Annotated in this window: 9 protein-coding genes and 1 pseudogene; 6 read left to right on the top strand and 4 right to left on the bottom strand. The window is 62.9% G+C overall.

Going from position 1 to position 13,827, the window contains the following annotated elements:
- The coding region (locus G3436_RS08190; protein ID WP_243667059.1) for a type VI secretion system contractile sheath small subunit at positions 1-316 on the bottom strand (316 nt) is incomplete at its 3' end.
- A 335-nt stretch (positions 317-651) separates the two neighbouring features.
- Here G3436_RS08190 and G3436_RS08185 point away from each other — a divergent pair.
- The 6 genes and pseudogenes from G3436_RS08185 to G3436_RS08160 all read left to right on the top strand — a co-directional run bounded on the left by G3436_RS08185 (position 652) and on the right by G3436_RS08160 (position 8,842).
- Positions 652-1,752: a sigma-54 factor interaction domain-containing protein gene (locus tag G3436_RS08185; RefSeq protein ID WP_163943414.1), complete on the top strand. Its 1,101-nt coding sequence runs from the start codon at positions 652-654 to the stop codon at positions 1,750-1,752.
- Positions 1,701-2,246: an AAA-type ATPase lid domain-containing protein gene (locus G3436_RS28495; protein WP_163943412.1), complete on the top strand. Its 546-nt coding sequence runs from the start codon at positions 1,701-1,703 to the stop codon at positions 2,244-2,246. The genes G3436_RS08185 and G3436_RS28495 overlap by 52 nt, the downstream gene beginning before the upstream one ends.
- On the top strand, positions 2,239-2,901 hold the full coding sequence (gene vasI, locus G3436_RS08175; RefSeq protein ID WP_163943410.1) for a type VI secretion system-associated protein VasI: 663 nt from the start codon (positions 2,239-2,241) through the stop codon (positions 2,899-2,901). The genes G3436_RS28495 and vasI overlap by 8 nt, the downstream gene beginning before the upstream one ends.
- Positions 2,889-4,343, top strand: a complete 1,455-nt coding sequence (gene tssA, locus G3436_RS08170; RefSeq protein WP_163943407.1) for a type VI secretion system protein TssA — start codon at positions 2,889-2,891, stop codon at positions 4,341-4,343. Before vasI ends, tssA begins: the two co-directional genes overlap by 13 nt.
- 10 nt (positions 4,344-4,353) lie before the next feature.
- Positions 4,354-7,975 (top strand): annotated as a pseudogene (gene tssM, locus G3436_RS08165) (type VI secretion system membrane subunit TssM).
- A gap of 93 nt (positions 7,976-8,068) precedes the next feature.
- Positions 8,069-8,842, top strand: a complete 774-nt coding sequence (locus G3436_RS08160; RefSeq protein ID WP_163943399.1) for an ABC transporter ATP-binding protein — start codon at positions 8,069-8,071, stop codon at positions 8,840-8,842.
- Positions 8,843-8,869: 27 nt separating this feature from the next.
- Here the strand turns inward: G3436_RS08160 and G3436_RS08155 are convergent, their stop codons facing one another.
- From G3436_RS08155 to G3436_RS08145, 3 genes are all read right to left on the bottom strand, one after another.
- Positions 8,870-11,284, bottom strand: coding sequence for an efflux RND transporter permease subunit (locus tag G3436_RS08155; protein WP_338001218.1), 2,415 nt, complete (start codon positions 11,282-11,284; stop codon positions 8,870-8,872).
- The gene (locus tag G3436_RS08150; protein WP_243667058.1) at positions 11,274-12,398 is read right to left on the bottom strand and encodes a WD40/YVTN/BNR-like repeat-containing protein; all 1,125 of its coding nucleotides are present in this window, start codon (positions 12,396-12,398) and stop codon (positions 11,274-11,276) included. Before G3436_RS08150 ends, G3436_RS08155 begins: the two co-directional genes overlap by 11 nt.
- Positions 12,399-12,461: 63 nt before the next feature.
- Positions 12,462-13,814 carry a DUF1329 domain-containing protein gene (locus G3436_RS08145; RefSeq protein WP_163943393.1) on the bottom strand — a complete coding sequence of 451 codons (1,353 nt, stop codon included), beginning with the start codon at positions 13,812-13,814 and terminating at the stop codon, positions 12,462-12,464.
- Positions 13,815-13,827 lie beyond the last annotated feature (13 nt).

Genomic DNA, 13,827 nt, shown 5'->3' with positions numbered 1-13,827 from the left:
CAGGTGCACGGGCAACTGCGCCTGCGGATCCTTGCTGAGCATTGACGGCACCGACATCGTCAACTGGATACCCGGCCTTGGCAAGCACCTCGTTGAAGGTGTCCTTGTCGATGCGTACTGCCTGGCGCTCCTCCAGCGCGACGTGTTCTGGCTGGCCCTTGAAGTCACCGGTAACGAGCAGTTTGAGTGGCAGTTCAAGTTCCGATTGTTGATCGCCCGTGGCAGGCACGTACTTGATGTTGATGCGTTCTTTGGGGGCAACAGACCCCATGGGTTTCGACATGCAAAATTCCCTCTTGATGATTGGCGCATGCAAGTACGGTACTTCCCCGCTTGCTTGCTTGTGGCCTACTTGGCTTTCTGTTTTTCTTGTAGGACTTATTCTGTATGTAGGAATTTTCTTATTTTGTTGTTGCTTAATTGAGCTTTATTCCCTGCTTGTTGTGGCTGATGGATATAAATGCTACGAAATCAAGAGGGTTTTTAAGTGCCTGAAGTGTAAGTTAATATTTGTTTGTCGGTGTGCTTGTGGGCAGGGTAGAGTGCGCGGCCTTCAAGGGTTTTGATTGATCAACTGCTTGATAAGTTAATCTTTGCTATGCACTTTCAGGGGGTGTTTGTGCCCTCGGAAAGATGACAGGTTTTTCATAGATGAAGTGCGGTGTGGTGCGAGGGTTTTTCATGGATGCGGCAGGGTTGGCAGGGATTGTTCAGGCGTTAGCCAATGCCGGGCATGCCACCGAGTTGGCTGTGCGTTTATTGCAAGGCGTGCGCCTGTACAGTGAGATTGAAACTGCTCTTTGTTACCTGTGCGATGCCTTGGGCGAACAGTTGCACGCGGTAGCCAGTGAGGGGCTGGCGCTTGAGGCCGTACCGCCTGTCTCTCGGCCGACGCTTGATAACCCGCTGTGGTACTGCATACACACCCGGGAGATCTGCTTCGTTGAGCAGGCCTGCGGGTTGCTCGGCCTGGGAGCGGATTTCGACGCATTGCGCGCCCTGTTGGGCGAGCGATCGGCACTGCTTGCGTGGCCGGTTCTCGATGATCATGGTCAGCCGCGTGGGGTGCTGTTGTTCAGTGGCGAGGCGAGTGCGCTGCGTGCATGGCGAAATGATCGAGCCTGGGCTGCCGTCATGGCGGTGTACCAGTGTCTGATTGGCACGTTGGCCGGGCGTCAGGCTGGACACGGCCGGGTTGCACCCGGTCCGTCCGTGCAGGCGCAGCGCCTTGAAGCACAAACACTGATCAGGCGCGAATTCGTGGGCGATAGCCCGATAGCCCGGCAGCTTCGCGACGAACTCGTGCTGCTGGCAGAGTCCAAGCTTGCCGTACTGATCACGGGCGAAACCGGTACTGGCAAGGATCACGCCGCCTGGTTGATCCACCAGGCCTCCTCGCGCAGTGGCCGCGCATTCGTTCCGGTCAACTGCGCTGCCATCCCCAAGGATCTGATCGAGGCTGAGCTGTTTGGCTGCACCCGCGGTGCCTACACCGGAGCTACAGAAGCGCGCAAGGGGCTGGTAGCTGCAGCCGATGGCGGAACGCTGTTCCTGGATGAGATCGGCGATATGCCATTGGCCCTTCAGGGCACCTTGCTGCGCTTGCTGAACGAGAAAAAGTACCGACCTGTCGGGGCGGTCGAGGAGCGCACCTCGGATTTCCGCCTGCTCTGCGCAACCCATCAACGCTGTCCCAGCGGGTGCGCGAGGGCCGCTTTCGACAAGACCTGTACTTCCGTCTCTGCCAGTTGAGCCTGCGCCTGCCCACCCTGCGTTCCCGGCGTGACGACCTGAGCGCCCTGGTTGCCGCGCTGGTGCGTGAGCACAACGGCCAGGAGCGCCGCTTTGTCGCCGGGGCTAGCGACGCGAGCCTGCAGTTGCTGTGCACCTATGCGTTTCCGGGAAACATCCGCGAGCTGCGCAACCTTGTACTGGCTGCCTGCGAGCGAACGCCTTGCGGCCAGCCGATCGAGCACCAATTGTTGCGGCAACTCATGCGCTACGCACTGGCACCCGGGCATGAAATGCGGGCGGCCTCATCGAGCGATGGCGAGGCCTTGCAGTCGCTGCTGGCAACCGACGATCTGCCGCAGGCCCTGCAAACCTTCGAGCGCCTGATGATCGATGCACGTTTGCAGCAGCTTGGCGGCTCACGCAGACGGGCGGCCGAGAGCCTGGGGATGCCCAAGCGAACGTTGGCACGCAAGTGTCAGAAATGGAGTCTGGAGTCTGCTGTCCATGAATAGCTACATTGGCTGTGTGATCGCTGGCACGTTGCTCTGCTGTGGGCCGGTTGCAGCAACACCTGCGACGGAGCGGGGCTGCACCCGCATCGTTTCGTCCCTGGAGCGCCTTGCCTGCTTTGATCAGGCTGCCGGCACCCCGATTGTCATCCCGGCACTCAAGGCCGGCGCCGTTACAAGGACGGTGCCGGCCGCAATCACGCTGCTGCAGGCCAACGAGGCCAGGCGCCAGACGGGGCAGTCAGGCTTCGTCATGTCGATCACGCCTGAAAGCGCTGTCACTGCGCTGGAGCAGGTGATGATTTCAGCACCGGCCATCGAATCGGCCGATCAGCGGGTTTACCTGGCCATCAGTTGCCAGTCCAACATTTCGCGATTGCAGCTTCTGCTGGATGCGCCCCTTGCGCGTCATTCGGCAGAAATTCAGCTACTGCTCGATGGTCGCGCCGTCTCGCAGGCACGTCCCTGGCGGGTGCTTGAGGGTGGGGTGGTGGTGGATGCCGGGCGCGGGCTGCCGGCGGTCGACCTGATCAAGCGCCTGGGCAGCGGCAGTCGCATTCAGGTGCGCAGTGACGAGGCCAGCCTGGACGGGTTGTTGTTCGATGCAGACGGTCTGGCGCCGCTGATCAAAGAGGAGCGCAGGGCATGTCACTGGTGATTGGCGCGCATCTCCCGGCCGTGGTGGCCGAACTGTTGGCGCCTGTAGACACGCACGTACCCGCCGGGTTGTTCGATGTTGAAGACGAAACCTATCAAGGCATTGATCAGGAGATGGTCAAGCTCGGCGGGCTGCATCAGGGCAGTATCGATTGGCCGTACATCGAAGAAGCATCGCGTCACTACCTGACTACCCAATGCAAACAGTTCCGGATCGTCGGGCACCTGCTGACGGTATGGCTGCGCGAGCCTCGCTGGCCTCAGTGGAGCAATGCGGTCAGCGTGCTGGCGGGGATGGTCGAGCTCTACTGGGAAACCTCGCACCCCAAGCCCGGCCCGACGGGTTATCTGGCCAAGCGCAAGCAGGTCACGTTGCTGCTTGAGCGGCTGAGCGAGGCGATGTCGATAGTTGAACCCACCCCTTTCAGCAGTGAGCATCACGCCATTGCCGTAGCCGCCGTGGCACGTCTGAAGCGCTGCGCCGCCAGGACGCAGTTGGACCAGGCGGCGCTGGTCGAGCTTGAGCGCGTGTTGACACGCAGTGCTGAACGAGCGGGCGCCCCACGCGAACGGCAGGCGCAAGCTGCGCCGGTTGCATCCAGCCGCTCGCTGGCGCAGTCCTTGGGTGTGGTGCCAAAAGTCGGTGCGCTGGGCGGCGAGCGCGAAACGCGGCGAGCGCTGCTGAGCATGGCAGAGCTGGTCAACCAACAAGACCTTTACGACCCGACCGGCTACCTGTTGCGACGGTTTGCCCTGTGGGCCCATCTGCAGGCTGCCCCCGCCATCAAGCGGGACCGCTGCACTGAACTGCCCGCCGTACCCAAGGAGGTTGCTGAAGGCTATCAGGAAGCCCTTGGCGGTTCGTCCATCGAGCCTGCGTTGCTGCTGCGCATCGAGAAGAGCGTGGTTGCCTCACCGTTCTGGCTGCGCGGCAGCTACCTGGCGGCGACTGTTGCCACACGCCTGGCAATGGAGAGTGTGGCTGAAGCCATTCGCCAGAGCGCCGTGCGCTTTGTTCAGCGCGTGCCGGCGTTGACGGCGTTGTGTTTCAGCGATGGCTCGGCTTTTGTCGACGACCAGACGCGTGCCTGGTTGTCCACCAGCCTGTGCGGGGGCAGTTCGAATGCCCCGGCAGCGGAGTTCGCGGACCTGCGTGAAGAGCTGGTGACGCAGATGCACAGTGATGGGGTCGAGGTCACCCTGTTGCGCCTGCAGGCCTTGCAATCGGAGTACGGCGCCCCGCGCCAGCGTTGCCATGCCAGCGTGATTGCCGCCGACCTGCTCAGTGCCAAGGGGCTCTCGTGGCTCGCCGAAGACCTGTACGCCAGTGCCGCACGGCTCATGGCCGCCACGCCTGCGCACATCTGGGAACCCGATCTTTATCAACGTATCGCCAAGCATGGCGGGGGCTTGAACCTGGCCGATCAAGGAATGAAGGGGTAGGAGCATCATCATGGGGAATTTCGCGAAACACCTCGAACGTTGGGGCGGCCCGCTTGTGCATCAGCTTCGCTCTGCGGCGCTGGTGCTGATGTTGATCGGCGTGCTGATGCTGCTCGCCGCTATCTGGTGGTTGGGGCCACACTGGGTGTGGCAGCAGCACACGCCCTTGGTGGCGTGGTCTGCACGGGTTCTGGCGTCGGTGCTTGTGCTGTTGGTTCCGGGCGTGTTCTGGGCATTGCTGATGCACCGCCGTTATCGGCAGTTGCATGCCGAGCGCCAGCATGCCGAGGCGGTCGCCGCAGACCCTTGCCTGCCGTATGTCGAAGCCCAGGAGCGGGCGCTGAACAACAGCCTGGCCAGCTTGCTCAACCATGCAGGCGGTCGCCGATCGTTGTACCAGCTGCCGTGGTACGTGGTGCTGGGTGAGGAGAATGCCGGCAAGACCAGTTTCATTACCCGCTCGAGCCAGAAGTTTGCCCTTACTCGGGTGACCAAGCCGGGGCGTGCTGCCCAGGACGAACAACGTGCTTACCCGGTGCAGTGGTGGATTGGCGATGAGGCATTGCTCATTGACCCGCCTGGCGAGTTCATCAGCCAGCATGAAGGCGACGAGCACGTGGCGGCGCAGCCGGCTATTCAGGCCAGGCGCAAATGCCGCCCCGCGCTGCCGGTCGGCACCCAGGCTCGGCTGTGGTCGCATCTGTTGCACTGGCTGACGGAGCATCGCAGCCGCCGGGCGCTCAATGGCGTGGTGCTGGTGGTCAATATTGTCGACCTGTTGCAGCGTGGCCCGGAGCAGCGCAAGGCGCTGGCGCATGTTCTGCGCACCCGGCTGTACGAGCTCACGCACCAACTGGGCACGCGCCTGCCCTTGTATGTGGTATTGAGCAAGGTCGACTTGCTCGAGGGTTTCGAAGAGCTGTTCGCTCAGCTACCCGCCGCGACACGTGAAGCGGTCATGGGCTTCTCCTTCAGCCTGGACGCGGTAGCGGATTACGACGCCTGGCTCGATGAGTTCGCGCAGCGCTTCGAACAGTTCGTTGGCGTACTCAGCGAACAGACCATTGATGTCATGAGCCGCGCTCAGGATGTGGCGACCCGTCGGTGCATGACCTCGCTGCTGGGCGTGCTGTCTGGCGCCAGCCCGACGCTGGCCAACTTCCTTGGCGAGATGCTGGGTAGCGATCGGTTCACCACTCCGGCGCTGGTGCGTGGGGGTGTTCCTGTCGTCCGTGCTCCAGCAAGGGCAGACCCACAATGCCTTCGTCATGGCCGCAGCGCAGCCGCATGGGGTGGCGCCGGCCGTAACGCAGTCCAAGCCGCAAGGCACTGCCCAGGTCTACTTCGCCCAACAGGTATTTCAGCAAGCGATCTACCCGGAAGCGGGCCTGGCGGGCGACAACATCAAGGTGGCCACCGGCAAACGACGGTTGTTGCTGGCCAGTTCCGGGGTGGCGGGGCTTGGCCTTGTGCTGTCGGTCGGCCTCTGGCAGCACTATTTCGGGGTCAATCGCATCAAGGCCGACAGTGTGCTGAGCAAAAGCCATGCATTCAGCGCCGCTGACATCGATACCCGTGTCGATGTCACCGGGGGCAACCTCCTGGCGCCGCTGGAGCAGATCCATGATGCCGTTGCGGTGTTTGGCGACTATCGCAGCGTCTGGCCCGGTGTGGCCGACTTCGGCCTGTACCAGGGCAAAGCCATTGGCCCCATGGTCGACCAGGCGTACCTGAACCTGTTGTCGCGGCGCTTCCTGCCCGCAATCGCAGGAGGGGTGATCGAGGCGATGAACGCCGCACCTGAAGGCAGCAATCAGCAACTCGCAGCCTTGCGTGTCTACAGGATGCTCGAAGACCGGCAGAACCGGCGCCCGAAGATTGTGCAGGAGTGGATGGCGCGCACCTGGCAGGTGGCCTATCCAGGCCAGGGTGAGGTGCAGGCCGCCTTGATGCGCCACCTCGAGTACGCCCTCAAGTACGCCGATGCCGACCTGCCCCAGTACCGTGAACGTGTCGCTCAGGTCCAACAGGTGCTGCGCAAGATCCCGCTGCAGCAGCGTGTGTACATGACCTTGAAGCAGGCTGCACACGAACACCTGGACACGGGACTGGACCTGCGCAACGAGGTCGGCCCGGCGTTCGATATCGTCTATCGGCCGGTGCAGTCGAAGCACGCCGAGGGCGGTGGCACGGTGTTGCCGCCATTGCTGACCGCGAAAGGCTACAAGGCGTACTTTGAGCCACACAGCGAAAACGTCACCGAGCTGGCGATGATCGATCAATGGGTACTGGGTGAGCGCAGGCAGCTCGACTATGGCGAAGCCGACCGCAAGGCACTGGCTGAGCGTCTGCACTCACTCTATGTCGCCGACTACGTGCAGACCTGGCAGCGTGCGCTGAATCAGTTCGCGGTGACCGACTTCAAGGACCTGAAGCAGGCCGTGGCCGTCCTGGAGCACGTGACCGGCCCGGCAGCGCCGCTGCGTCGCCTGCTGGAGTCGGTACGCGACAACAGCGAGCTTGCCGCTGCCGCGGTGGCTGCAGGAGGAGAGGCCTCGGCAATGACTGCCATGGTGCAGGCTGAGGGGCGGGCCCAGCCCCTTGCGATACAGCGAGCATTCTCCGGGCTGTCCGACCTGCTCTCGGCCAAAGGTGACAAGCCTGCGTACTACGATGAAACACTGCGTGCGGTGAGCGAAGTCTACACCTATGCCAAGGCCGTGCAGGACAGCCCCGAGCGTGGTCGGGCGGCATTGAGCAGCGTGCTGTCGCGTTTCTCGCTGACCGGGCCAGACCCCATCAGCATCTTGCAGCGGGTGGCCGCCGGGCTGCCTGAACCGATGAATCAGCAGGTGAAAAAGCTTGCCGATCAGACCGCGCAGGTGCTGATGGTGGAGGCGCTGCGTGAGCTGGAAAAGCTCTGGTACACGGACGTCTACCGCTTCTACCAGCAGCGTCTGGCTGGTCGCTACCCATTCAATCCTGCGGGCAGTGATGCCTCACTGGAGGATTTCGAAGCGTTTTTCGGGCCGACGGGGCGGCTGCAGCAGTTTCATGACCAGTACCTCAAGACCTTCATCCGCGACAACCTCGATGCGCTGTATTCCGATAGCCGCGGCGGCTACCTGATTCGCAACGAGGTGCTGGAGCAGATGCAGGCGGCAGAGCGCATTCGCGAGACGTTCTTCAACAACCAGGGGGCACTGGGGGTGCAGTTCAGTCTTGAACCTTTGGGGTTGAGTGGCAACAAGCGCAGCAGCGTGCTCGGGCTGGATGGCCAGTTGATCTCGTACAGCCATGGGCCAGGCAATCGTATCGGGCTGATCTGGCCCAATACCTTGGGTGAAAGCATCGGTAGCAGGCTGACGCTGGTGCATGCCGCCGGCAACAGCAGCAGCCTTGGTTTCCAGGGGCCGTGGTCGTTGTTCCGCTTGCTCAGCCGGGGCCAGCTCAATGGCCGTAGCGACACCGGGGTGGACCTGAGCTTTCGCATCACGGACGGCATGATGCGCTATCGGATCACCGCGCAGAAGACGCTCAATCCGTTCACGCAGCGTCCGTTTCACGGCTTCATGTTGCCGCGCAGGTTGCTTGTGGTGGATGAGAGGGAAACGCACGATCCCATGCTGTGAGTTGAAAAATCGGATGCAGCAGGCTGCAGATGACTTCATCATGCCCAGGCACCGGCCCCGCGCCGTCCTCCACTGCTCGACGAAGAGTGGCACATGATCGAATTTCACAACGTAACCGCGTTCCAGCAGCAACACCGGGTACTGGACAATTTTTCCCTGACCATCGGCGGCACGGAAAAGGTCGCCATCCTTGGCCCCAACGGTGCCGGCAAGAGCACCCTGCTCAAGCTGATCACGCGGGAGATCTACCCGGTGGAGCGCGAGGGCAGCCACCTCAAGCTGTTCGGTAGCGATACGGTCAATCTGTGGGACTTGCGCAGCCGTATCGGCTTCATCTCCCAGGACCTGCAGGAAGACTACACGCCGTTTACCCCGGCGCTGGATGTGGTGACATCGGGGTTCTTCGGTTCCATCGGCGCGCATGGGCATCTGCAACCCAGCACCGAGCAGCTCGACAAGGCCCGTGCCTTGCTGGCCGCCGTGGAGATGGCGGGTTACGAGCAGGTCATGTTCCAGCGTCTCTCGACCGGCCAGAAACGCCGCCTGCTGCTGGCCAGGGCGCTGGTCCACACGCCCAGTGCGCTGATTCTGGATGAGCCGGCCAACGGTCTGGACATGGGCGCGAGCCTGGGCATGCTCAAGCTGATGCGCAGCTTCTGTGCAGCCGACCACGCGATGATCATCACCACGCACCACATCGACGAAATCATCCCTGAGATCGAGCGTGTGGTGCTGCTCAGCGAAGGGCAGATCATCGCCGATGGCCCGAAGGCCGAGGTGCTGACCAGCCAATCGCTTTCTGCCCTGTACAACACCGACCTGCGGATAACCCAGGAGCAGGGGTGGTACCGCTGCTGGCATGGGTGAGGTGATTGCCGCGACGTGGCACCTGGCTCAGCCCGCCGCTGCTGCGTCGACCTTGCCCTGGGCGGGTTCGAGCAGTAGCCGGGCCAGTGCAGGCGTGAGAATCAAGGCACCCAGCATGTTCCAGATGAACATGAACGCCAGCAGAATCCCCATGTCTGCCTGGAACTTGATCGGCGACAGCACCCAGGTCGCCACCGCTACACCCAGGGTCACACCGGTCAGTACCACCACCTTGCCCGTGGACAACAGCGCGGTGTAATAGGCGTTGGACAGGCTTGCGCCTTGGCGCAGGTGGGCCAGGGTGATGCTGAGAATGTACAGCGAGTAGTCCACACCGATGCCTACGCCCAGCGCGATGACCGGCAGGGTGGCGACCTTCAGCCCGATGTCCAGGCCGACCATCAGCGCTTCGCACAAGACCGACGTCAGCATCAGTGGCAGCACCGTGCACACCACCGCACGCCATGAACGGAAGGTGATCAGGCACAGTACGATCACCGCGGCGTAGACCATCAGCAGCATCTGCAGGTTGGCCCGCTTGACCACGATGTTGGTGGCCGCCTCGATGCCCGCGTTGCCGGCGGCCGACAGAAACTGCAGGTCGGCGGTGTTGTACTGCGCCGCGAACTGCTCGACGGCCTGGGCTACCCGTGTCAGCGTGTCGGCCTTGTGGTCGCTGAGGAACACATTGACCGTCAGCAGGTCGCAGTTCTGATTGAACAACTCGCGCGGGGCGCGGGTGATGATCGCGTTGAGCAATCCCTGGTTTTTGGGTATTTCATACCAGCGCAGGCTGCCTTCGTTCATGCCTGCAGCCGCCTGTTTGCTCAAGGCGGCCAGCGAACTGGTGGAGACCACACCCGGCAACTGCTGCAGGCGCGCCTCCAGTGCATCCACCTGCACCAGCGTGTCGTAGTGGGCGCAGTAGAAGGCCGGGGTCTTCACCATGACCACGTACTTGTCGCTGCTGGCGGCGTAGTTGCCGACCATGAACGCGTTGTCGCGGTTGTAGCGCGAGTCGGCGCGCAGCTCCGGCGCCCCGGGGTTCAGGTCGCCAACCTTGACGTGCAGGCTGATGGCAAAGCCCAGCGCACCCAGCAACGCGGCAATGCCGATGGCCAGGCGCGCCCACTTGAGCTCGGTGAAACGGTCCAGAAACGACCACAGGGGATGACGCCGATGGTGCCGTGCCCCCAGTGCCAGGCGCTCGGCTTCGGCTTCGCGTCTGGCCGCCTTCAGGCTCACGCCGGTGTAAGACAGCAGAATCGGCAGCAGCACAAGATTGGTCAGGATCAGCACCATCACACCCACTGTGGCGGTCACCGCCAGGTCCTGGATCACCGGGATGTTGATGATCATGAGCACGGCGAACCCCACGGCGTCGGCCATCAGCGCCATCAACCCGGTCAGGAACAGGCGGCGGAAGGTAAAACGCGCGGCGATCAGCTTGTCGGCGCCACGGCCGATGTCCTGCATGATGCCGTTCATCTTCTGCGCGCCATGGCTCAGGCCGATGGCGAACACCAGGAACGGTACCAGTATCGAGTAGGGGTCCAGCGCATAGCCCAGCACGGGCAGCAGCCCCATCAGCCACACCACCGCAATCAGCGAACAGCTCAGTACCAGCAAGCTGCTGCGCACGCAGCGCGTGTACCAGAACAGGACGAGGGCGCAGATCACCAGCGTGGCGGCGAAAAACACCTGCATCAGCCGCAGCCCCTCCATCAGGTCGCCGACCACCTTGGCAAAACCGGTGATCACGATCTGGTACTTGTCGCTTTCATACTGCTGGCGCAAGTGCTCCAGCCGCGCAGACAGCGCGTGGTAGTCCAGTGGCGCGCTGCCTTGGGCACTGGTGTCCTGCAGTGGCAGCAGGATCACGCTGGAGCGCATGTCAGAGGCCACCAGCCGGCCGATTTCCCCCGAACGCTCGAGGTTCTGCCGCACCTGGTCGATGCTGGTCGTGGAGCCATCGTAATCGTCGGGGATCACCGGGCCGCCGTCGAAGCCCTCTTCGGTGACGCCTATCCAGCGAGTGGCCGGGGTCCACAGCGATTTCATGTAAGGCCGATCAACGCCCTCAAGCAGGAACAGCTCGTCGTTCAGGCGCCTTAGCGTGTCGAGGTAGTCGGCATCAAAGACGCTGCCGTGCCTGCTGTTGAGCGCGATGCGCAGGGTATTGCCGCCTTCGCCGAGTTGGCCGCGGTACTTGAAATAGTTCTCGATGTAGGGGTGGCCAACCGGGATCATTTTTTCGAACGCGGCACTCAGGCGCAGGTCGGTTGCTTGCCAGCCGAGCACGGCGCTGATCAGCAGGCACAACGCGACCACCAGGCCCCGATGGTTGAACAGCAAGCGTTCGATCAGGCTGCCGGAGTGCTTGTTGAAGGATTTCAGGTCGAGCAGGGTGGTGCCGTCAGGCGCGGTCACTTTACTGTTCACGGGCACTGCTCCGTTGGCCATCTTGCAGGGAGAAAACGCTCAGGCCACGCACACCGGCCAGCATGAAGCGGCCGTCGCCGGTTTCGCTCAGGCTGGTCAATGAACTGGCCTGGGTGGGGGCCGCGCTGAAGTGTCGACCGTCGTCCTGGCTGCGCAGTACGCGGCCAGTCTCGTCCACCAGCAGCAAGGTGCCGTCGCTGGCCCGTGCACCGGCGGTAAGGGTTGCCGGCTGGTCATTGGTGATGCGTTGCCAACTGTCGCCCAAATCCTCGGAGCGCAGGATCTTGCCGCGCAGGCCGAACGCCAGCAGCGTTTGCCCGCGCCCGGCAAGCAGGCCGAAAAAGGTCCCGGTCGCTGGCGTGTCGATGGCCTTGAAGTGCTCGCCCTGGTCGTTCGAGCGCAGCAGCAGGCCTTGCTCGGCAGCGATGAACAGGGTGTCGTCGATCTGGAGAATGTCATACAGATGCAGCGCTGAAGGATTGTCGAGCTGCTGGCTGATCGAGCGCCAGTGCTGGCCCCCATCGACTGTCGCCAGGGCCAGCCCGTAGGCACCGACGACCAACCCGCGTTGTGCATCGAAAAAATGCACGGCCAGAAACGGTTTGTCAGGGCCGTCCTCCACCAGTTGGCGGGCAGCGTCCAGCTGGCGCCGGGTGTCTTCGTCGGGTCGCTCGGCCAATGCGCGGGTCGCAGCGTCGACGACCAACTGCGCAGCCTGGTTGCCATCGAGCTGTTTGATCCAACTGCGGCCCCCATCAGCGCTATGCAGGATGACCCCCGCATGGCCAACGGCCCAGCCCTGATCCGGTGTGGCGAAGGTTACCTGGGTGAGGGTCACGCTGACGGGGGAGGGCATCTGCTGCCAGCTGAGGCCGTTGTCTTGCGAGCGCAGAATGAAGCCGCGCTCACCCACCGCCAGCAACCGCTCGCCGGCGCGGGTGACGTCGAGCATCAATGAACGTGCCGCCAGTTCACTGTGCAAGGCCGGGCGTTCATACAGGGCGGCATCTGTCTGCGCGGCGCTGGCGGGTACTGCGCCCAGGCTCAGGGCGCACAGGGCCAGCGGCACGAGCGTGCGCGCGGCACGCGCGTGTAGTGTGATGTGTGTGGCCATTTCTACCTCGACAATCGTGGGATGAGGCGGGCACGCTGCTCGCCTCATGTGCTGCGCTAGGGCTCAGCGCACGGAGCCTGACGCCACTGCGTTGCCGGTGAAGAAGTTCTCCGGCTTGCGCTCCACCACCTTGTAGGTTTCTCCGTTCAGGCCCTGCACCATGCTGTAGGTCTTGGCCTGCAGGTTGTAGATGACCACTGGCTTGACCACCACGGCAGGGATTGCCGGTACCACGAAGGGCAGCGCCTGGGTTACACGCCAGAGCTTGCCTTGCGCGTCATAGCCATCCACCAGCGAAACCGTCCAGCTGTCCTCGTCGATGTAGAAGCGACGTTTGGGCACGGCGTGACGCTTGCCAGGTGCCACGGTGGCTTCCACTTCCCAGACCCGGTGCAGCTCCCAGCGCATCTTGTTCGAGTTGAGGGTTTTTTCGGTGTAGACCTCCTCTGGCTTGGCAGCATGGAAGGCGTTGAGGTTGTAGGGGATATACAGTTCTTTCTTGCCGATCAGCTTCCACTGGTAGCGGTCCGGGTGACCAATGAAACCGTGTACCTCATCGAAGTAGTTGGCCCCCGACGCGACGAAGTCCGGTGTGTCGTAGCCCACGGTGGGCGCGCGTCGCACGCGACGCTGCCCCACCAGGTACTGCCAGGCCTGGCGGGGGCTGGCGGCGTCGATGCTGTCATGGGTGACCAGCGATTCACCGGCCTTGAACGGCGGTTCATTGGTGAGAAAGCGCAGCAGCACGTACTGGCCGGGCCAGCTCTGCGCATTGCCGTCCTTGTAGTAGTACGGGTACTGCCAGTTCTCCACGCCGCGGCTAGCCAGGGTACGGCTGCCGTCGGAGTTGCCGATCATGTTGCGGTAGCCGTGCTGGATGGACTCGGCTTCAGTGCGCAGCAGGAAGTTCCAGATCACTTCGCTGCCGTTGGCCGGGATCGGGAACGGTACGCCGCCATAGCAGCCTTGCACCGACAAGCCGTTGTGCGTCAGTTGGCAATCGGTGGCGTTTTTCAGGGTGTTGGCGTAGGTCCAGGCGGGGGCCGCGGCAGTGCGGTGGGTGGGATAGACATCGAGGTGGAAGGTGTCGGGGTACTGTTGCAGCAATGCGCGGGTACCTTCGCTCAGCTTTTCGGCATACTGCGCGGCATTCGTTGCGTTGATCTGCAGTACCGGGCGTTCGCCGGGGAACGGGTCGGCCGGGACGTCACCGAACTTGGCGCCGGGCACATCCTTGGTCAGGCCGCCGGTCCAGGCCGGGATACTGCCGTCGGCGTTGCCGGCCTTTTGCGCGCCCATGGGCGTCAGGCTGCTATTGAGGGTAGCGGCCTGTTCAGCGCTTACCGCTGCAAGGGCCTGGCCACACACCAGGCTGAGCAGGGGCAGCAGGGAAACGAGGGGAGCGTGCTGTTTCATGGTGGTTCTCCGG

This window comes from Pseudomonas brassicae, assembly GCF_010671725.1.
Taxonomy (GTDB): domain Bacteria; phylum Pseudomonadota; class Gammaproteobacteria; order Pseudomonadales; family Pseudomonadaceae; genus Aquipseudomonas; species Aquipseudomonas brassicae.
The sequence above is the reverse complement of the archived record's forward strand: the minus strand, read 5'-3'. Positions and strand labels throughout refer to the sequence as shown.

What these genes read in the sequence shown, in the direction of transcription:
- vasI (WP_163943410.1), top strand. Translation starts at nt 2,239, where the DNA reads ATGAATAGCTACATTGGCTGTGTGATCGCTGGCACGTTGCTCTGCTGT.
- G3436_RS08145 (WP_163943393.1), bottom strand. Translation starts at nt 13,814, where the DNA reads ATGAAACAGCACGCTCCCCTCGTTTCCCTGCTGCCCCTGCTCAGCCTG.
- G3436_RS08160 (WP_163943399.1), top strand. Translation starts at nt 8,069, where the DNA reads ATGATCGAATTTCACAACGTAACCGCGTTCCAGCAGCAACACCGGGTA.
- G3436_RS08185 (WP_163943414.1), top strand. Translation starts at nt 652, where the DNA reads ATGAAGTGCGGTGTGGTGCGAGGGTTTTTCATGGATGCGGCAGGGTTG.
- tssA (WP_163943407.1), top strand. Translation starts at nt 2,889, where the DNA reads ATGTCACTGGTGATTGGCGCGCATCTCCCGGCCGTGGTGGCCGAACTG.
- G3436_RS08150 (WP_243667058.1), bottom strand. Translation starts at nt 12,398, where the DNA reads ATGGCCACACACATCACACTACACGCGCGTGCCGCGCGCACGCTCGTG.